The organism is Heminiphilus faecis, assembly GCF_008728965.1.
Lineage (GTDB): Bacteria > Bacteroidota > Bacteroidia > Bacteroidales > Muribaculaceae > Muribaculum > Muribaculum faecis.
Genome location: NZ_VSMC01000006.1, coordinates 1 through 20,224, shown reverse-complemented (window position 1 = coordinate 20,224; position 20,224 = coordinate 1). Strand labels below are relative to the sequence as shown.

15 protein-coding genes are annotated in these 20,224 nt (G+C 47.3%); 8 read left to right on the top strand and 7 right to left on the bottom strand.

What is annotated here, in order from left to right; translation table 11 throughout:
• Window positions 1-202 precede the first annotated feature (202 nt).
• A complete protein-coding gene (locus FW767_RS03730) occupies window positions 203-628 on the bottom strand; it encodes a PH domain-containing protein (protein ID WP_121700265.1) in 426 nt (141 codons plus the stop codon).
• A gap of 36 nt (window positions 629-664) precedes the next feature.
• Window positions 665-1,807 (bottom strand): hypothetical protein, encoded by a 1,143-nt coding sequence (locus tag FW767_RS03725; protein WP_121700266.1) that lies wholly within the window; start codon window positions 1,805-1,807, stop codon window positions 665-667.
• 278 nt (window positions 1,808-2,085) lie between these two features.
• Here FW767_RS03725 and FW767_RS03720 point away from each other — a divergent pair, with 278 nt between their 5' ends.
• The 3 genes from FW767_RS03720 to radA are packed head-to-tail and all read left to right on the top strand — an operon-like array spanning window position 2,086 to window position 6,215.
• Window positions 2,086-4,077 carry a protein-disulfide reductase DsbD family protein gene (locus FW767_RS03720; protein WP_121700267.1) on the top strand — a complete coding sequence of 664 codons (1,992 nt, stop codon included), beginning with the start codon at window positions 2,086-2,088 and terminating at the stop codon, window positions 4,075-4,077.
• On the top strand, window positions 4,078-4,842 hold the full coding sequence (locus FW767_RS03715) for an RNA methyltransferase (protein WP_121700268.1): 765 nt from the start codon (window positions 4,078-4,080) through the stop codon (window positions 4,840-4,842).
• Between the two features lie 5 nt (window positions 4,843-4,847).
• Entirely contained in the window at window positions 4,848-6,215 is a 1,368-nt protein-coding gene (gene radA / locus FW767_RS03710; protein ID WP_121700279.1) for a DNA repair protein RadA, read from the top strand.
• Window positions 6,216-6,341: 126 nt separating this feature from the next.
• On the opposite strand, the gene FW767_RS03705 is transcribed toward radA, so the two are convergent.
• The 4 genes from FW767_RS03705 to FW767_RS03690 form a co-directional block, all read right to left on the bottom strand.
• Window positions 6,342-6,566 (bottom strand): YtxH domain-containing protein, encoded by a 225-nt coding sequence (locus FW767_RS03705; RefSeq protein ID WP_147438822.1) that lies wholly within the window; start codon window positions 6,564-6,566, stop codon window positions 6,342-6,344.
• A gap of 116 nt (window positions 6,567-6,682) precedes the next feature.
• The gene (gene glmM, locus FW767_RS03700) at window positions 6,683-8,065 is read right to left on the bottom strand and encodes a phosphoglucosamine mutase (protein WP_121700270.1); all 1,383 of its coding nucleotides are present in this window, start codon (window positions 8,063-8,065) and stop codon (window positions 6,683-6,685) included.
• A gap of 30 nt (window positions 8,066-8,095) precedes the next feature.
• Window positions 8,096-8,779, bottom strand: coding sequence for a DUF4827 family protein (locus FW767_RS03695; RefSeq protein WP_121700271.1), 684 nt, complete (start codon window positions 8,777-8,779; stop codon window positions 8,096-8,098).
• Window positions 8,780-8,809: 30 nt separating this feature from the next.
• On the bottom strand, window positions 8,810-9,847 hold the full coding sequence (locus FW767_RS03690) for a DHH family phosphoesterase (protein ID WP_121700272.1): 1,038 nt from the start codon (window positions 9,845-9,847) through the stop codon (window positions 8,810-8,812).
• Window positions 9,848-10,130: 283 nt separating this feature from the next.
• On the opposite strand from FW767_RS03690, the gene FW767_RS03685 reads away from it, so the two are divergent.
• Together FW767_RS03685 and FW767_RS03680 are read left to right on the top strand one after the other, a co-directional pair.
• A complete protein-coding gene (locus FW767_RS03685) occupies window positions 10,131-11,342 on the top strand; it encodes a dicarboxylate/amino acid:cation symporter (RefSeq protein WP_121700273.1) in 1,212 nt (403 codons plus the stop codon).
• Between the two features lie 522 nt (window positions 11,343-11,864).
• Complete coding sequence (locus FW767_RS03680) at window positions 11,865-13,514, top strand: diphosphate--fructose-6-phosphate 1-phosphotransferase (protein WP_121700274.1); 1,650 nt, start codon at window positions 11,865-11,867, stop codon at window positions 13,512-13,514.
• A 155-nt stretch (window positions 13,515-13,669) separates the two neighbouring features.
• Here FW767_RS03680 and FW767_RS03675 read toward each other — a convergent pair whose 3' ends face one another.
• Window positions 13,670-15,706, bottom strand: a complete 2,037-nt coding sequence (locus FW767_RS03675) for an outer membrane beta-barrel family protein (protein WP_121700275.1) — start codon at window positions 15,704-15,706, stop codon at window positions 13,670-13,672.
• A gap of 152 nt (window positions 15,707-15,858) precedes the next feature.
• Here FW767_RS03675 and FW767_RS03670 point away from each other — a divergent pair, with 152 nt between their 5' ends.
• The 3 genes from FW767_RS03670 (at window position 15,859) to FW767_RS03660 (ending at window position 19,718) form a co-directional block, all read left to right on the top strand.
• Window positions 15,859-17,283: a sensor histidine kinase gene (locus FW767_RS03670; protein ID WP_150980353.1), complete on the top strand. Its 1,425-nt coding sequence runs from the start codon at window positions 15,859-15,861 to the stop codon at window positions 17,281-17,283.
• Window positions 17,273-17,956, top strand: coding sequence for a response regulator transcription factor (locus tag FW767_RS03665; protein WP_121700277.1), 684 nt, complete (start codon window positions 17,273-17,275; stop codon window positions 17,954-17,956). Before FW767_RS03670 ends, FW767_RS03665 begins: the two co-directional genes overlap by 11 nt.
• A 514-nt stretch (window positions 17,957-18,470) precedes the next feature.
• Window positions 18,471-19,718, top strand: coding sequence for a tyrosine-type recombinase/integrase (locus tag FW767_RS03660; protein ID WP_123612484.1), 1,248 nt, complete (start codon window positions 18,471-18,473; stop codon window positions 19,716-19,718).
• The last annotated feature ends 506 nt before the right edge of the window (window positions 19,719-20,224 follow it).

Genomic DNA, 20,224 nt, shown 5'->3' with positions numbered 1-20,224 from the left:
TAATTTAGATATTATACGAATACTTGTTATTGCTTTACCATGCAAAGTTATATTTTTTATTTTAAATCCATCAATATTTGCCCGAAAAATATTCGCAAAGAATCGAAAGGCTCGATCAAAGATGCATATCGGTAGCTCTTTGTCAGATGAATATAACGGGGTGGTGATAAAATTATGTAAGTTACGATATTGCTTGCACTGATTATAAATTTATCTTGATATCCGGATTGATTTCAAGGAGTTGGCCGACGAATCTCTCCTTGTCTTTGGGAGATATGTACATGGGACCGGAAAGTTTTAATACAGAACGGTCAGTAAATGTTATGGCCAGTTTATCAGAGGATAAGGCCGGTCCCCAAAGAAAACTTTTGCACGATTTTATAGCCTTGATTTTATTGATAGGGAAGCGATGCGGGCGGCAAAACTGATATACTGAAAGCTCATTTCCTTCAACGGCATACCATACTCCGAAAAAAGTTATGGCAAATATGCTTCCGAAACCTATCAGAAAGATTAAAAAAGAGATCAATCCTATGCCGCCTATGGCTGCGACTATAAGCACGACGAAAAAGAAGCATGCGGTAGCCCATATCCACCAGTCAATCCTTGAACGGTATACAGTTTTCATAAGTTGTAAAATAAAGTTTATACATGTTGGTTATTGTCATATTTCTGTTTGCGGTATTGCAGTCTCAAGCCTACTCATGGCTTTGTCATACGCAGTCTTGACGTAACCGGTCTTTATTGTTCCGTTGTCAAATAGGCGGAGAATGAAGTCATTGAGCGATTCTGCTTCCTGCTTATCATGGAGGTGTATGTAAATTATAGGGGCAAGTACAAGACTGCCATCGACATACTCCTTAAATTCATTATATACGCTACGGTTGTCCCTACGGCCGATTTTGTGAGATATAAAGACTTCGGCTGCGACGACAAAAGCCTCATTGCGGCCTTCGTTATGGCTTCTTGCCACATTTTCATTCTCATGGTAGAAATCGTCGGCCATAAGTTCATCGAGTCTATTCATAAGCTCGCCGGATATCGACAGACGATGAAGATTCTCGTGAATATAGACTTTCAGAAAGTCGAGCCTGAATTTTTTTTCAAACTCTGTATTGAGCAAAATCGGTGTGCAGCAGAATGATTCGTCTGATAGGTTGAAGGCATTGTCGATGTTTAGAATGTAGATGTTGGAATGTGTCGGTGGCAGTATCTCCGGTCCGGAGAATTCTGTCATGGCATCATGTATGGCGTTGAGAGCTTTCTCCGAAACCGGATAGGAATTTATATACCCGTCAATAACAGGTTTTATGTCAGATACCCAATACTCCGAATAACCGGCATTATTTATGGCTGACAGACAGCTGCTTATCTGTGGACTCAGATTCACGATGTTATTCACCCAACTTTCATCATATTTGATGACATCATTGTTTTCCGCCAACAAAGTGAAGAAAACCACACATGAGTCGGTATCATGTCTGTTTCCTCCGAAAGATGCATAGAGATTACACAGTTTGGATGCTGAAACATTATCATTTATAGTGTTAAGTTCACTCATGAAAGCGGAGTCGGCGGCGAGATGGCTGAACTGCGGTCTTTCCTTTATTTTGTTAAAATATTGCAGTGACGCAATCATATCGAAGCTCTTGGAAGTCGTAAAAAGCCTATGTGCGCAATTTGTTGCGGTCACATTCTGATTGTTAAGTTCCGGTGTTTTTAAAGAGTCGGTAAACTCGGTATTCGCCACCGTTGCGGCTGTCGCAACGGTGGCGAATAATATTGATGTGATGATGCGGTTTGGCATAAACGTTTCAGTTGTTCTAACAGCAAAGTTACGACATATAAAAAGAATAGCTCTAAAACAAAGCTAATTGCCCGATAAAATTTGTTATATTTATTTGTGGGCTGATGATAAATATACGTCATAATCAGGCTTGCAGATTGGCCGAATCTGTAAGTAGCTTCGCGTGTTATGCAGGTCGGGTAAATGGGCGGTTGTGAAAAATATTGAAATATAGCGGGTATTTATGGCAAAAGCCCTAACTTTGTACATTAAATTAATAACATAGTATTTTTTCTGTGATGGGAAAACGCGTTTTTAATATTCTGATTATAATGCTGGTCGCCTCTTTTTCGGGGCTTAACGCACAGTTTGTGAATCCGGTCAAGTGGACTGTAGCGCTTGACATGACTGACGGAAACAAGGGCGAAATCGTCATGACTGCCGACATTTTGTCCGGATGGCACATGTACAGTAATGAAGTGGACCCTGACATAGGACCTACGCCGCTGTCTGTGGACTGGAGCAAGCTTGAAGGCGTGACGCTTGAAGGCAAGTTGACGGCCGACAAAGTGTCGCACAAGGAGTTTGACGAAATGTTCGGTGCCAATCTCAGCTGGTGGACCGAACGAGTGGTCATCAAGCAGGCGTTCGTAGCCGGTTCTGACCATTATGCCGTGGCAGGTACCATACGGTTTTCGGCGTGCAATGACCAGAACTGTATTCCGCCACAGAAAGAGACATTTGAATTTACCGGCTTTGCAAAGGGTGGCGCTGACGATGTAGCCGAGACGACAGCCGATACTGATGCCGCCGCACTTGTCGAAAAACCGTTTGCCAATGTGGCTGATGAGAAGTCCGATACCGATGCCGGCATTTGGGAGCCTGTGGACTTTTCAGGCACTGAGAAGGCTGAAAATACTGATACCACTTCTATGTGGTACATATTCATAACATGTTTTATAGGCGGTTTCGTGGCATTGCTCACTCCCTGTGTGTGGCCTATGATACCGCTTACTGTAAGTTTTTTCCTCAAGAAAGGCAAGTCGAGGGCCCGGTCAGTAGCCGATGCATTTATCTATGGCATATCAATCATTGCCATATATCTGCTGTTAGGACTGCTTATAACCGCTCTGTTCGGTGCGAGTTCGCTTAATGCCTTGTCCACAAGTGCGGTATGCAATATAATTTTCTTCCTGTTGCTTGTGGTTTTTGCCATATCGTTCTTCGGGGCGTTTGACATCAAGCTACCCTCATCATGGGCCAACAAGATGGACAGCACAGCCGAGCGTACAACCGGTCTTCTCAGCATATTCTTTATGGCATTTACCCTTACGCTGGTATCTTTCTCCTGCACCGGTCCTATCATAGGCACACTGCTGGTCGAGGCGGCAAGTACCGGCGATAAGTTCGGCCCGGCTGTGGGTATGTTCGGCTTCTCACTTGCTCTTGCCATACCGTTCTGCCTGTTTGCCATGTTCCCGTCATGGTTGCAGAGCGCTCCCAAGTCCGGCGGATGGATGAACACCGTCAAGGTTGTGCTCGGTTTTGTAGAATTGGCTCTTTCGCTGAAGTTCCTTTCGGTAGCGGATCTTGCTTACGGATGGCATATACTTGACCGCGAGGTGTTCCTTGCTCTGTGGATTGTTATTTTCACTCTGCTCGGACTCTATCTTCTGGGCAAGTTTAATTTCTCGCATTACGGTCCGGCCAATGGAAGCATAGGCACTTTCCGATTCTTCCTGTCGATGATATCACTGTCGTTTGCCATATACCTTGTGCCCGGGTTGTGGGGTGCTCCTCTGAAGGGGGTAAGTGCATTTGTGCCGCCGCTTTACACACAGGATTTCAATCTTTACGGAGGTGTATTCAAGGAGTATGACGACTATGAAGAGGGCATGAAGGCTGCCGCAGCCGAGGGCAAACCCGTGTTTATCGATTTCTCGGGCTACGGATGTGTCAACTGTCGCAAGATGGAGGGTGCCGTTCTTGACAACCCTGATGTCAGGACTATGATTGAAGACAATTTTGTCGTTATAAAGCTGATGGTCGACGAGAAGAAAAAACTTCCAGTACCGGAGACCGTCACCGAAAATGGCAAGAATGTGGTGCTGGAGACCTACGGCGACCGCTGGAGCTATCTTCAGCGCTACAAATTCCAAGCCAATGCGCAGCCCTATTATGTCGTGCTTGACCCGTCGGGACGGCTTTTGTCAGGGCCATTCTCTTATGACGAAAATATTCCTCGTTTTACAGAGTTTCTTGAAGCGGGAATGAAGAATTTTTCCAAGTAGATGGAGGAGCTCACCAACCGGATACGCAAACTTGTGGCTTCGCTCGATGACCCTCGGGTGAGAGATGCCGAGGGGCTGTTTGCAGCCGAAGGCACCAAATGTGTGCTTGACACAGCCGGAGCCTTTGACTGCCGGTGGATATTTGCAACCGCCGCTTGGTTGGAGGCCCACGGCCATGCAATCGACGGCTCTGCCGATGTCACGGCTGTCAAGCGTGCCGATTTGGAGCGAATGAGCCACCTGTCGACTCCTCCGCAGGTCATAGCCGTCTATGAGCGTCCTGTCTATGACATAACTCCGGCTGATATTGCCGGACACCTTGTCATAGCTCTTGACCGGGTTCAGGACCCGGGAAATCTCGGTACGGTGATGCGTGTCGCCGACTGGTTCGGCATAGACACCATATTGTGCTCGCATGACACTGTCGACTGCTTTAACCCCAAAGTGGTTCAGGCTACTATGGGGGCTATATCGCGGGTAAAGGCGGTTTACGTCGACCTTCCGGAGTTCTTGGCGCAATGCGGTCAGCCGGTTTACGGTACGTTTCTTGACGGTGATGACATATACGGTTCGCCGCTCGGCGACTCCGGCATCATAGTCATGGGCAATGAGGGCCGCGGCATATCCGATGCCGTAGCCCGATATGTTGACCGACGGCTGTACATACCGTCGTTTCCAGTATCCCGGCCCACGAGTGAGTCGCTAAATGTCGGCATGGCTACTGCCATAACAGTGGCGGAGTTTCGTCGCCGTCAATTATCTTGAAAAATATGGCAAAACAAGTGAAATCGACTTGGTTCTGCAGCAATTGCGGCAATGAATCGTCAAAGTGGGTGGGACGGTGTACCGGCTGCGGAGAGTGGAATACTATGGTCGAGGAGCGCGCCGTAACGGGCAAGAGCAAGTCCTCGACATTTGACTTGGGACATGATAATGTGCCCATGCCCATATCGGGTATCGTCACTGCTACGGAGACACGCATACATATGCCAAGCGAGGAGCTCAACAGGGTGCTCGGCGGAGGGCTTGTGGCCGGCTCTATAGTGCTCATCGGTGGCGAGCCGGGCATAGGCAAGTCGACTTTGGTCCTGCAGAATATTCTGTCGATACGCGGTAAACGCATACTTTATGTGTCGGGCGAAGAGAGCGCGGCCCAGCTGAAGATGAGAGCCGACCGCATAGGGCGTCTAAGCGACAACTGCTTTATAGTGTGCGACACTTCGCTTGAATCGATAATGAGGCATGTCGATAAACTAAAGCCTGAAATACTTGTGGTAGACTCGATTCAGACTATCGCCTCCGACGCTATCGAGTCATCGTCGGGCAGCGTAAGTCAGGTAAGGGAGTGTGCCGCGCAATTGTTGCGCTATGCGAAGTCTTCAGGTTCTCCTGTTATACTTATCGGACATATAAACAAGGAGGGTTCCATAGCCGGCCCCAAGGTTCTCGAACATATTGTAGACGCGGTGCTGCAGTTTGATGGCGACCGCCACTACATGTACCGTATATTGCGGTCGATAAAGAACCGTTTCGGTTCTACTTCCGAACTGGGCATATATGAAATGGTGCAACGCGGACTCCGCGAAGTGTCCAATCCGTCAGAGTTGCTTCTGTCGCAGAGCGATGATGCGGAGTTGTCGGGTGTATCTATCGGGGTGACGCTTGAAGGTATACGTCCTTTCCTTATCGAGACACAGGCGCTTGTGTCTACTGCGGCTTACGGCACTCCACAGCGGTCTGTGACGGGCTTTGACGCCAAACGCATGAACATGCTGCTTGCCGTGCTTGAGAAGCGTGTCGGCTTCAAGCTCGCTCAGAAAGATGTATTTCTTAATATAGCAGGGGGGCTTAAAGTCAATGATCCGGCTCTTGACCTCAGTGTCATATGTTCAATATTGTCATCAAATGTGGACATGGCGGTACCACGCGATGTATGCATGTCGGGCGAGGTAGGGCTGTCGGGTGAGATAAGGCCCGTGACTCGAGTGGAACAGCGCATACTTGAAGCCGAAAAACTCGGGTTCTCCACCATACTGATTCCGCGTAACAACATAAAAGGCTTCGACACATCGCGCCTCAAGATCAAAATAGCCGAAGTCGCCAAAGTCGAGGAAGCTTTCAGAACATTATTCGCCTAAAAGGTTATACCTCATAGTTGCGGTTAGGCTCCGGATGGCTGCGCCATTCAGCGCATGAAAAGAAAACCCGGTTGACAATCTGTTGGTTGTCAACCGGGTTCTATGTCTGTTAAGCGACTTGGCTGCCTACTTTTCGATAAGATCCTTTGCCTCTTCTACCGTATGATGGGCCTTCTCGCGAAGTCGGCCTATCTGCTGTTCTACATTTCCATATAGGTCGCGTATCGTGCGGTCTACGTCTCTTCTTATCTTACGTCCGCGCATAGTGGTGCGTGAATATCTCTCGGCATACATTCCGGTGAGGGCTCCTAATACAAGCCCTACGAAAAAGGTTTGGGTACTGCATTTCATAATTAAAACGTATTATTAAGTTGATAAAATCACCTTAATAACCTGTCGGCAGTGCAAAATGTTCCCCGTGTAACCGAATATTAACATCCCTTTGTCGGGCTGTTAAAAAATGCTTACTACAACGAGGCTATGACCTTTTTTATGTCTTCAGCGAGGGAGTTGGCCCGCTCTATCGTGGAGGCTTCGGAGTATATGCGTATTATAGGCTCCGTATTGGATTTGCGCAGGTGTACCCAACAGTCGGGAAAGTCTATCTTCACGCCGTCGATGTCGGTGATATTCTCTGACGAATAGCGCTTTTTGACGGCTTCGAGTATGGCGTCCACATCTATGTCGGGGGTAAGCTCAATCTTGTTTTTGGCTATGGCATAGGCCGGATAGCCGGCTTTCAGTTCACTCACTTTCTTGCCGCTTTTGGCAAGCAGAGTAAGGAACAGCGCTACACCTACAAGAGCGTCGCGTCCGTAATGCGATGCCGGATATATGACACCTCCATTGCCTTCGCCGCCTATCACGGCTCCGGTCTCTTTCATTTTGGTGACTACGTTGACTTCACCTACGGCGGCGGCCGTGTAGGTGCATCCGTGCGATGCGGTCACGTCGCGTAGCGCGCGTGAGGAACTCAGGTTTGACACTGTGGATCCGGGGGTATGGCTGAGCACATAGTCGGCTACGGCTACAAGCGTGTATTCCTCGACAAACATATCTCCGTTTTCCATGACTATAGCCAAGCGGTCTACGTCGGGGTCCACGACGAATCCTACGTCAGCCTTTCCGTCGCGCATCAGATCGGAAATCTGAGTGAGATTTTCCGGGATAGGCTCCGGAGTATGGGCGAATTTTCCTGTAGCCTCACAGTTGAGCTCAATTATATTTTTTACACCGAGGGCCTTGAGCAACTGGGGTATTATGATGCCGCCTACGGAGTTTACCGCGTCGACAGCCACCGTGAAGTCGGCTTTGGCTATGGCTTCGGTATCGACAAGGTCAAGGGCAAGCACGGAGTCGATATGCTTGCGGTTGTATGTGTCGTTTATATACACGTGGCCAAGCGAGTCTACGTCGGCAAAGGTGTATTCATCGTTTTCGGCTATGCGAAGCACCTCCTTGCCTTGTGCGTCGTTAAGAAATTCACCGTCGCTGTTCAGCAGTTTCAGAGCGTTCCACTGTTTGGGATTGTGCGATGCGGTTATGATGATGCCTCCGCATGCCTTTTCCATAACTACGGCTATCTCTGTGGTGGGAGTTGTGGCCAATCCTATGTTTATCACGTCGAATCCCATGCCGGTAAGCGTGGCTTCCACAAGTTTGCTGACCATCGGGCCCGATATGCGGGCATCACGGCCTACTACTATCGTGCGCGATTCTGTGTCGGTGTTCTTGCCTATAAAGTGGGCATATGCGGCAGTGAACTTCACTACGTCCACCGGGCTAAGACCTTCTCCGGCAGCACCTCCTATGGTGCCGCGTATACCTGATATGGATTTTATGAGTGACATGATAATGCTATTATATTGGTTCTGTAATCGTTAAATCTGGCTCTTGTAGTAGCGTATGGTGTACATGTACGGGATTACCACGGCTATTTCGTCGGAGCGTCCTACCTGTGACCTTATTACAATCTGTACCTCACAGTTGTAGCCCAAGTATCCGAGCGGCACCTGTATGCCTTCGCCCCATGCCGATGTGTTGGTTGACGAGAAGTTCTGATAGCGTATGGACTCGCTTATTGACACATCTTCGGCGTTGCCGTCGCCCGACGGTAGAGTCTTGTCTTTATAGTAACTTAGATTGAAGCGTGTAAAGCGCAGAAACACGAGATCATTGACCTTTGGGCGTTTGTCCATGTTGCCGTTGTTGATAACTCTCATGTACACGTTGCCGTCGCCGTCCATGCGGTAGTATGGAGCATCTTCGCCCGGATGCTCTTTAAGATATTGAAGAGCATCGCCGAGTTTTGTATCATAGTCAGGTGAATTAGGACTTACCGATTGCTGTTGAAGCATCTTCTCGGCAATCTCCTGACGTGTTATGAATACGGAGTCGGCCGGTACTTCGTTGATGACTTTCTGGTCGGCGAGATAGTTGTTTATAGATTTGGTCTCTTCATTTAGCAGGTCTGCATAGCTTTTGGAATCGTTGCAGCCTGTAGCGAGAATCGATACAGCGGTAATCGTGCAAAGTGAAATGAATAGGTTGCGTAATGATTTCATCTTTTATTCTGGAAATAAATTCGTTAAGTTTTATCTTTGGTTTTTCTCTTTTAAATATTCATCCATAAAGGTCAGCGTGGACTTGAATATATCTATCGCTTCATCAAGAGAGCAGGGGAGTTCTCCGCCTGCTGCGTTAACATGACCGCCTCCGTTGAAGTAGCGTTCGCATATCCGGTTGACGGGGAAGTCGCCTTTGCTGCGGGTCGACACTTTTATGTGGCGGTCGTCCTCTCGCAGGAATACGGAATATATGACATCCTCGATAGCGAGAGGTTCGTTGACGAGACCCTCGGTGTCGCCTCGCTCATAATTGAAGTTTTTCAAATCATCGGCCGAGAGCACGAGCAGCGCGGCCTTGTGCTCTTCAAAGATTTCCATTCGCGACACCGCATAACCGTTAAGTTTCAGTACATTGGCTTTCTTGGTGTTCATGACGCGCTTGTATATGTCATCTTTGTTAATGCCTTTGCGTACAAGTTCGGCGATGATTGTATACAGGTCGGGATCGTTGGAGTTGTACGAGAAGTTGCCAGTGTCGGTCATCATGCCGGTGTAGATGCAGGCGGCTGCTTTGCGGTCAATCATGTTGAACAGTTCAAGACGGCACAATAGCCTGAATATCAGTGCTGAAGTCGACGACTGGTCGGGATGTGATATGACGACGTCGGTGAAGTCCTGCGGGCTTTCGTGATGATCGACAAGTATCTTCTTGGCCGATGCACATGACAGTGCGTCGGACATACGGTCGACACGGTAGAGTGCGTTGAAGTCGAGACAGAATATGAGGTCGGCGTCTTCAAGCAGCTTTGTGGCGAAATCGGTGTACTTCGAATAGGGCACTATGTCTTTGGCACCCGGCAGAAAACGGAGTGTCTCCGGTATGCGGTCGGGAGTTACGATACGTGCCTCTTTGCCTATGTTGGCGAGTGTATGTGACAGACCGAGCGATGACCCTACGGCATCGCCGTCGGGAGCCATGTGGCAGGTTATGACTATGCGCTCGCTTTCCTCAAGCAGGTCGCGCACAGCCTTTATATCAGACTCGGCTATGATAGGTCTTAGCATATAGTTTTATATATCAAGATGCAAAGATACGAATAAGTCGAGCGCAAAACCAAATTTATTTGTCTTTTGCCGAGCGAAAGTATCTAAGACGCAGTCAAAGATACGAATAAGTCGAGGGCAAAACTAAATTTATTTGTCTTTTGCCGAGCGAAAGTATTCAAGATTAAGCCAAATTCAGATAAAAATCCGTATATTTTATACTGCCGTGGTGTATATCTCGCGATTTTAATTTAAATTTGTGTTTACAATCGATGACGTGCTGCGGCACTTACTAAACAATACTATGGATAAAAAAAGACTTGGCATAGGGCTGCTTCCGTGTATACTTATAAGTATAGCGCTCGGCATAGGTGTCGGATATGTTATGCCTGTGTGGGGAGCGAGGCTGTTTGAAACATTTAGCTGCCTGTTTGGCAGCTTCTTGGGGTTTCTTGTGCCGTTTATTATTGTGGGCTTTGTTACGCCCGCTATTGCCGACATTGGCCATCGGGCAGGTAAAGTGCTGCTGCTGACTGCTGCGATAGCTTATACTGCAACCGTATCGTCAGGATTGCTGGCATATTTTGTCGGCGAACTGACTTTTCCGTCGCTTATCACGCCGCGTACTCTTGAGGGGCCTGTGGCTGAGGCGGTAGGAGTGACACCATATTTTAGAGTAGAGATACCCGCCATGTTCGGGGTTATGACCGCACTTGTTTTCGCTTTTATGACCGGACTGGGTATAGCCTGTAGCAAAGGCACTGTGCTGCGCCGTGGGGCCGAAGAGTTCCGTGATATTGTCAGCGCCACCATACGTACGGTCATAATACCGCTGCTGCCGGTGTATATATTCTGTATATTTCTCAATATGACCGTTTCGGGACAGGTAGGCAGTGTGCTTATGGCTTTCATCAAGATTATCGGAATAATCTTTTTTATGGCGGCAGTAATACTGATACTGCAGTACTGCGTGGCTGCATTGTTTGTGCGGCGCAATCCGTTCAAGCTGCTTTATACCATGCTCCCGGCCTATTTTACCGCGCTGGGCACCCAGTCGTCGGCCGCTACTATACCTGTCACTCTGCGTCAGGCGATAAAGATGGGCGTAAGCGAAGAGATAGCCGGCTTCGTGGTGCCGCTGTGCGCCACAATCCATATGTCGGGCAGTACGCTGAAGATAGTCATGTGTGCTCTTGCGCTTATGATCATGCACGGACTCCCGTTCAGCCTGCCTATGTTTGCTGGCTTTATAGCCATGCTTGCCGTCACTATAATCGCCGCTCCGGGCATACCGGGCGGAGCTATCATGGCGTCGCTCGGACTACTTGCCTCGATGCTCGGCTTTTCCGAACAGGATCAGGCTCTTATGATAGCTCTTTACATAGCTATGGACAGCTTCGGCACAGCCTGCAACGTCACCGGCGACGGCTTTATAGCGCTGATTGTTGATAAGTTTTTCGGTAAAAAGCTTCCTGACGAGAAACGGGTTGACGACAATCTGATTGGCAACGACTGATATAGTTCGAGGCTTATCAGGTGACGCTCCCCCAACTACACCGTTATATCGCGAGCCTGCAAAGGCTCACGCCAAACGTTAGCCGTGTACAAGGCATCCGCAGGATGACGCAGTCTCCGGTAAGTAGTACAACGCTATTTTTGAGTCGGCAAAGACTCATGCTCACATCATGCAGCCGAAGTAAGCACGAGTCCTTTCAGGCTCGAACAGGTTTTTATGCCGACTTCCCTGTCCGGCTTACAAATGGCGTGAGCCTTTACAAGCTCGTAGACCGAATGGGCCAATGCCAAAACCGATTGTCAAACTGCGACTATTCTTGTGCCCTTACGTTCTTAACAGGTTTTGCCGCTGACCTGTAGGCCGCTTTTGGCAGCCATTTGGTACTATGGTGCGATTAAATTGTCAATATGTGCTTCGTTAAGCATTTTTGATGATAATATGTTGATTTTTTGATAAATTTTTACGAAATTTGCAGCCAATTTGTATAAGAATATATTGTACTAATCTGTAATAATTTAACTCATGAAAAAGAGTGCTCTTCAGCAAGCGCGTGCCGCTTATCAGCCCAAATTGCCCATCGTACTTACCGGTGCGGTAAAGGCGGTTGAGGGTCACGCCACTCAGTCAGTGGCCGATCAGGATGATATCAAGAACCTGTTTCCCAACACCTACGGCCTTCCCGAAATACACTTTGAAAAGGAGGCAAATCCCGCTAAAGGCACACCCGTTAATGTCGGTGTGATACTTTCCGGAGGTCAGGCTCCCGGTGGACATAATGTCATAAGCGGACTTTTCGACGGTATAAAGAAAGTACATCGCGACAGCCGTCTGTACGGTTTCCTTATGGGCCCCGGCGGTTTTGTTGATCATCAGTACATGGAGCTTACAGCCGACATTATCGACGAGTTCCGTAATACCGGCGGTTTTGACATAATAGGCTCGGGCCGTACCAAACTTGAGACCAAGGCTCAGTTTGACAAAGGTCTTGAGATTCTGAAGCAACTCGACATAAAGGCGCTCGTCATCATCGGTGGCGATGACTCCAATACTAACGCAGCCATCCTTGCCGAGTACTACAAGTCAATCAATGCGGGAGTTCAGGTTATCGGATGCCCCAAAACCATAGACGGCGACCTCAAGAATGAAGTTATCGAAACCTCTTTCGGTTTTGACACCGCCACCAAGGTTTACAGCGAGGTTATCGGCAACATACAGCGCGACTGCAATTCATCCAAGAAGTACTGGCACTTTATCAAGCTTATGGGACGCTCGGCAAGCCACATCGCTCTTGAGTGCGCTCTCCAGTGCCAGCCCAATGTCTGCATCATCTCCGAGGAAGTAGAGGCAAAGAAACAGACCCTCAACGACATCGTCAATTCTATAGCCGACACTGTGGCAGCCCGTGCCGCTAACGGCAATAACTTCGGTACTGTCCTCATACCCGAAGGCCTTATCGAGTTTATCCCCGCCATGAAGGTCCTTATCGCCGAGCTTAATGAACTGCTTGCTGTTAACGCCGAGGAATTCGCTTCAATCGACCGTGCCAACCAGCTGAGTTGGATTGTTGACCGTCTAAGTGCCGAGAATGCCGCTATATTCAACAGCCTTCCCGAAGGTGTTGCACGTCAGCTCTGCCTTGACCGCGACCCCCACGGCAACGTTCAGGTATCGCTCATCGAGACCGAGAAGCTGCTCGGCGAGATGGTGGCACGCCGTCTTAACGATATGAAGGCCGAAGGCCGCTATGTAGGCAAATTTGCTTCGCTTTACCATTTCTTCGGTTATGAAGGCCGTTGCGCCGATCCCTCCAACTTCGACGCAGACTACTGCTACGCACTCGGCTTCAACGCCGCATGCCTCATCAATGCAGGTGTCACCGGCTATATGTCGAGTGTGCGCGGACTTACCAATCCTTCGGTACAGTGGACCACCGGCGGTATACCCATCACTATGATGATGAATATGGAACGCCGTCACGGAGCCATGAAGCCTGTAATACAAAAAGCTCTTGTAAGCCTTGACGGAGCTCCGTTCAAGAAGTTTGCCGCTTGTCGCGACGCTTGGGCTGTTAATACCGACTTCGTTTATCCCGGTCCTATCCAGTACTTCGGCCCGGCTTCGGTATGCGACCAGCCTTCACTCACTCTGAAATACGAGCACGAGAAGCGCTAAAGATATAGACCCGAATCATCAGCTTGCAGAGACCGCCTCGGGGGAGCAATGTCGCTCTCAGGCGGTCTCTTTATTTTTTATCGTTTTTCCGAAGTATGTAGATGCGTCCGAGTTTCTTCATAGCAGTAATCTCGTATTATGTCAGTCATTAAAAATTATCTGCCTGTGCCGAAGCGAGAGGTGTCCATACTGTTGTTGTCTTTTGGTTTGAAGCCGTTGAATCGCCATATGAATGTGAGTTTGAGATTGCTGGTCATGTCGCGCACTTTCATGCGATAATCCTGACCGGCATGGCTGATGGTCATGGTGGGCGACCATCTGTTGAATATATCATCGGCTTTCAAATCAAGTTCGAAGCAATGCTTCTTCCCAAACAGCCATTTGACTCCGGCATCAATTTTCCATATAGCTGATAAGTCTGCTATCCCTTGTAATGATGGCGATATGTAGCTGACATCGACAGACAATGACACAGGGTTGTTCCTGCTGAACTTGAAGGAATTGGTGAGTGAACCATAAAATATCCATTTTCTGTTGTCAAAGTTGATGTCATGGAAGTTGTCAGCCTTCTCTCGCTGATTGAACACATTGGCTGTGGCCGTAGCGTTCCAGATATAACCTGTACCGAAAGGCGCATATAGATTTAATCCGACAACGCGCTTGTAGTTCATATTGATTGTCTGATAGATGAGATTGAGCGCGTCAGGAGACTGGTACGGCAACTGTGCAGTAGCTTTGTCACCATACTGGAAATAAAGCGTTGCGACATATTTTTGCCTTAAAATGTAGTTGAACTGTGCGTCGTACTGAATGTAAGACTGTAGCTTAGGGTTGCCGATAACTGTGGAGTAATCATTGATATGACTTGTCCCTCCGTGCAGTTCCCAATATGAAGGATAGATGCGTCGGGTGCTTAGATTGAGCTGAAATATGCTTTGAGGGTGTTGTAGCGTGGCGCCGATCTGGGGTATGAAATTCCAGTCGTGCTGATATTGATTATGATAATATTCGACTTTTGCCGAAGCGTTTAGCGACACTCCCCGGTTGAAGGACTGTTGGGTGCCTGCGTAAAAACTGGCCACATCCTCACGGAGAATATCGTCAAAATCAGAGTTGCCGGATATGTCGTAGTGTTGAGAACTGTGGTCTTCCGAGTACTGATACTCTGCGCCATAGTTCAGCTGCCATTTGCCAAGCTGATGCTGTTGGTCTATATATACATGCCAGCGGTTTATATCCTGACGGCTTTCAGAGCCAAGTATATAATCGGCATCCTTAAACAATGACTGAGAGCGATTTTCGGAATACAGGGTATAATCGCCTCCTGCTGTCATGCCGAACGGTGTGATATAGCGCACGGCAATGTTATGGTAGCCGATTGGCGACAGCATGTTGTAGGTATTTGTGAAGTCGCCAAGTGTGCCCGATGAAAAGCTCCACTGTTTAGAGTCAGAAATTATCTGTCCGTTATATATGAGTTTCAAAGTCTTCCATGAGGCTGATGCAAAAATAGTATTGCTCCAATTCTGAACCATGCGGCGCCTGTTGTCTTCAATCATGGTGTGTTTGCCATTGAAAGGATGATTTGAAAACGATTCTTCCTGATTCCATGATTTTGTACGTGAAAGTCCATAGTTCAAATCAAAAGTCCAGTCTTTTAATGCGTATGTGGCGGCAAGTCCTTTACCGTATGAGGCATAATGAGCCTGATTGTATCCGGCTCTCACCTGTCCCTGCAGACCGTCCAGAGGTGTGGGTGTTTTCAACACCACATTGATGACAGCTCCGTCAGCATGATATTTTGCCGGAGCGGAATACATTATCTCAACCTTTTTCAGCCTGTCAACCGGAGTGGTGTAAAGCAACTGATAAAGATTCTGGAGCGGCATGTCTGTCAACTCTCCATTCAGAATAATGGTGACATTGGATGACCCTGTCAGACCTATCATGCCGTTATTGTTAGTTACTCCGGGCAGATAGCCGAGAGCTTCAAGAATGTTATTTACCGGTTTATCCTTGACAATTCCGGGTAGGTCAACGACCATCATACCATCCTCACCTCTGACCTGAGGCTTTTCGCCCCTGACAACAACTTCATTGAGTTGCCGCGTAGTGATAGTATCGGAGGCTTCCTTTTGGGCGACTGCCGATATTGATGTAATTAATGCAGCGATAATTATAAGTTTTCTCATTGACGTTTTGTTGGATTTTGATGCAAAATTACAAGCGCATGATCTGATATCGGCAACCACCGACCTTATTTAGTCTTAAAAGCACCCTTATTTAGTCTTAAATCGAAGTAAGCCTAAACGGTTGTATGACGGATTGTTAGTAAATTTGCGATATGAAACGCTTTAAGACCATATCAACTGCATTCATCTTTGTCATTGCAATTATTTTCGGTTGTAATGTCTATTATCTCATATCACTTTATAATTCGATAAGAAACAATGTGGAACGTGATGTGATGACCGCAATAGCTGATGCAGATATTGATGATATGTGGGAGCGCGCCGCCAGAGTCAACCGCGCAGCAAAAGCCGCGTGTCAGACATATACTGAAAACGGAGATTCGGTAATAGAAGGACCGCGTTCGATATCAGGGGTAATAGATGGAGATGGAAATTTAATCACAACGACGACAAACCAAGATGGCAAAACACAGGAAAACAGGACATCGCTGAATCGCGATAGGTCGTATACCAACCAGATGGTAAATGATATTAGTCGGCAGATGCATGAAACGATGGACCCGTATGTAGATTTTAATCTGACTATCATGGACAGTATTGTAATTAAACGTCTTGCGGACCGTCACATATATCCGGATTTTGTCGCTGTTGAGGTCGTAAATTCAAAGGAAGACATTTTGAGGGGTAATAGCCGTATTCCCCTGAAGCGTTCCGACTATGATGTGTTTTCGTTATGTATTAATCCGGAGTCGGATATGTATTACCGTGCATATATGACACCTTTAACCCACCACATTGTATCGGAGATGTCGGGAGTGATAGTGACAATTCTTCTGCTTATGGTTTCATTTTCTTTGGCGTTCGGGTATCTGTTCCACACGGTGTCACACTTACGGACTATTGAGGAGATGAAGGACGATTTTGTCAGCAATATGACTCATGAACTGAAAACCCCGATTGCAATCGCTTATTCCGCCAACGATGCCTTGCTCAATTATGACACAGCCAATGACCAGAAGAAAAAAGTGACATACCTTAATATCGCTAACAAACAGCTTAAACGCCTCGGGGAACTAGTCGAGAATATTCTTGCCATGAGCATGGAACGACGAAAAACTATTAAACTTAAACCGGAGACAATATTATTGCGGCCGTTTGTTGAGGAAATTGCATCGGCTCAGCGTATGAGAGGAGACAAAGACATAACCATCAGTGTCAATGTGGATGAAGATGTGGTTGTCGAATCAGACAAAACGCATCTTGCCAATGTGCTTAATAATCTGATTGATAATGCTGTCAAGTATTCTGCTGAAAGCGTAGTAATAACAATTGCGGGCGATAGCAATGGTATTTCAGTCATTGATAACGGTATCGGTATTCCGGCAAAAGCAATACCTTATCTTTTCAATAAGTTTTACCGTGTGCCTCATGGCAATCGTCAGGATGTGCGCGGTTACGGAATAGGACTCTATTATGTCAAGAGTATTCTTGATAAAATGGGATGGGATATTGAGGTCAAGAGCCATGAGGGTGAAGGCTCTGTGTTCACAATAAAAATTGGCAAACATGAAAAATAAAGTACTGGTTGTAGAAGACGAGACCGATCTCACGCTGATTGTAGCCGATACGCTGTGTGGCCTCGGCTACTATGTATTTACTGCGGCTGACGGTGTGGAAGGACTGGAAAAGTTCAAGTCTGATGGCGCCGATATTATAGTTGCCGATGTAATGATGCCTCGGATGGACGGTTTTACAATGGCTAAGGAGATTAGAAAATTATCGCCGTCAGTACCTCTGCTTTTCCTTACAGCGAAAAGCGCGGTTGAAGATGTCGAGGAGGGATTTGAAATCGGTGCCAACGATTATCTCAAAAAGCCTTTTGAACTACGAGAGTTGACAGTGAGAATAAAATCACTTCTACGCAGATACGGAGTGAACCTGAACGAGGACATAAGGTATGCGATCGGAGCCTATATGTTCAACGTTACGACTCAGACACTTTCGATTGGCGACAAATCGGCCGAGCTGTCACACTTCGAGGCCAAGATACTTGAACGGCTTGCTGCAAATATTGGCAAAACGGTTGACGCGTCTGAATTGATGATTGCCGTGTGGCAGCACGATGAACTAAGCAACCGCAATTCTCTACACGGCTACATCCACAAATTGCGCCGTTTACTCCGCCACGACTCCGCCATATCGATCATCAATCAGCGTGGTTTCGGCTATATGTTAACGATAAAAAACTGAAAAATGCGGATAACGCAGAATGCTATGAATTATTGACTGCTTTCAATTACCAACATTAGCCGGCTCGACAAAGTATGGCTTTTTCTGTTTATCATAGGTTGTGGCAGGGACATAAAAAAATTGATTGTCATCCCGACAACCAATCTTAGTTAACCTTAAATCTAATACCATGAAAAACACATTGCAAATGTAAGGCTTTATGGGATATCTGCAAAATATTTCGAGAAAAATTAGTGTCAGTTTAACAATTATTAAACCTATGCGCCTTTGAAATGGCGTTTTGCTTGCAAAGTGACATAAACTTGGGATAGAAAATTGGGAATTTCTACCTAATTTTCATAGTCTGATTTCAAGGGAATTAGGATTTTAGGATTTGTGATGACATTCCGAGATTTGCTTCTTTTTTCTCAATCAGTACACAATTTGTACAGTTAAGTTGTTAATATGTGTTGAGGGCGATTTTCAACGATGACCAAACCGCGCTATCTTTGCGCAAAACTCAGAATAGCAGCCTATGGCAAAAGTTGAAAACAAGAACAAACAAAATCCGAAACTCGTCCAGACGGTCCTGAAAGACGGACGCGCCAGCCTCGCGCTGGAATACTATCTCGGACGCACTGAGATCCCCGTACTCGATGACGAGGGCAACCACGTCATATATACCGATGGGGCAATGGCGGGGAAGCCGAAATACAAAATCAAGCATAACCGCAAACGGGAGAACCTGAACCTGTACCTCATTCTGCATCCTCGGACACAGGCAGAGCGGACTCAGAACAAGAACACTCTCGCCCTCGCTGAGAAGATACGTTTTGAGCGTGAGCAGGAATTTCTCGAAGACCGCGAAGGGTATCGCCTGAAGAAAGAGAAGGAGACGGACTTCCTCCGCTACTTCCGCAAACACCGTGATGACGAAATCTATGCCACACCGACAAGGGTCGGCCTCGGCACAGCCTACCGACGTTTCATAGACTTCCTTTCCGGTATTCAGAAATACCGACGCTACACCGAGTTTCTAAGGATGGACCTCCTTACCCCGGAAATGGTGTCGGGATATGCTGACCACCTGAAGAAAGTGTCGGTCGGTTATGGAGCGTCGCACTGCCTCGGACTGTTCAAAAAAGTGATAGCCTGCGCCATGGAGGAAGGTCTGATGAAGAAAAATCCTGCCAAGGGGATAGTCATGCGCATGGACCGCCTCGCGCTGAGGAAGTCCATACTTACTCTTGACGAGGTGAAAACTCTCGCCATAACCCCTTACGAGGGTGGAGAGCCGGACATAAGGCGGGCGTTCCTGTTCAGCCTTTATACAGGCATACGCTGGTGCGATGTGCGTAAACTGAAATACTCCAATGTGGATTTCGCCACAGGGGTGTTGAAATTTGAGCAGAGCAAGATTGCAGGACGCAGCAAGAACAGCGGTGTAGTGACCCCGCTGAGTCCGATGATACTGAAACTCATCGGCCAACCCCCGACCGGAGAAACCCTGTCACAGACGATATTCACCCTTCCGAGTTCGTGGTCCTGCAACTATCATATCGGCAAATGGGTCGCAAAGGCCGGCATCCCCAAACATATAACATGGCACTGTGCAAGACACAGTTTCGCTGTGAACGTGCTTAACGGCGGAGCCAATATAAAGACGGTCCAGGCACTTATGGGACACGCCAGCATCGAGATGACGGAAAAATACCTCCATGTCGTTGACGAGCTGAAACACAAGGCCATTAACAGCCTTCCGGAACTTGATATAGCACAGTGACTGATTCCGAATCAGTAAAGCCGACACAGCAATGTGTCGGCTTTTTTAGCACCCAAACCGAAGTTTCGGATCAGTATAGTATATGGCATGACACGCTTCCTGGGATAGTGTCGGATACTGGCTTTTCAGGCATCAATACGTTATGGTATAAATGTAATTTCTTGCACTTCATGAAAGACCCTGACACGTTGGTGACATTGTTATGACAATATACTGACAATCCGTTATTTGTGAAAATCAAAAGACGTTTAGATGTTGTTATACATCCGACTGCCGCAAAGCCTCCGCGGGTCGCGGATTAAATATTAACGGAGAAAAATTTGAACATTTAGCCGTGTTACGGCGATTTTACATATTGCATGGGTATGTAAACCCCATATGGAAAAGCCACTCTACTTTGACCCTTTTGGCCAAACAGAATTCACCCCTTTGGCCATAATATGATTGACCCTTTTGGCCCAAATAACATTAACCGCTTAACACAAGAGTTATTAGAGATTTTTTGT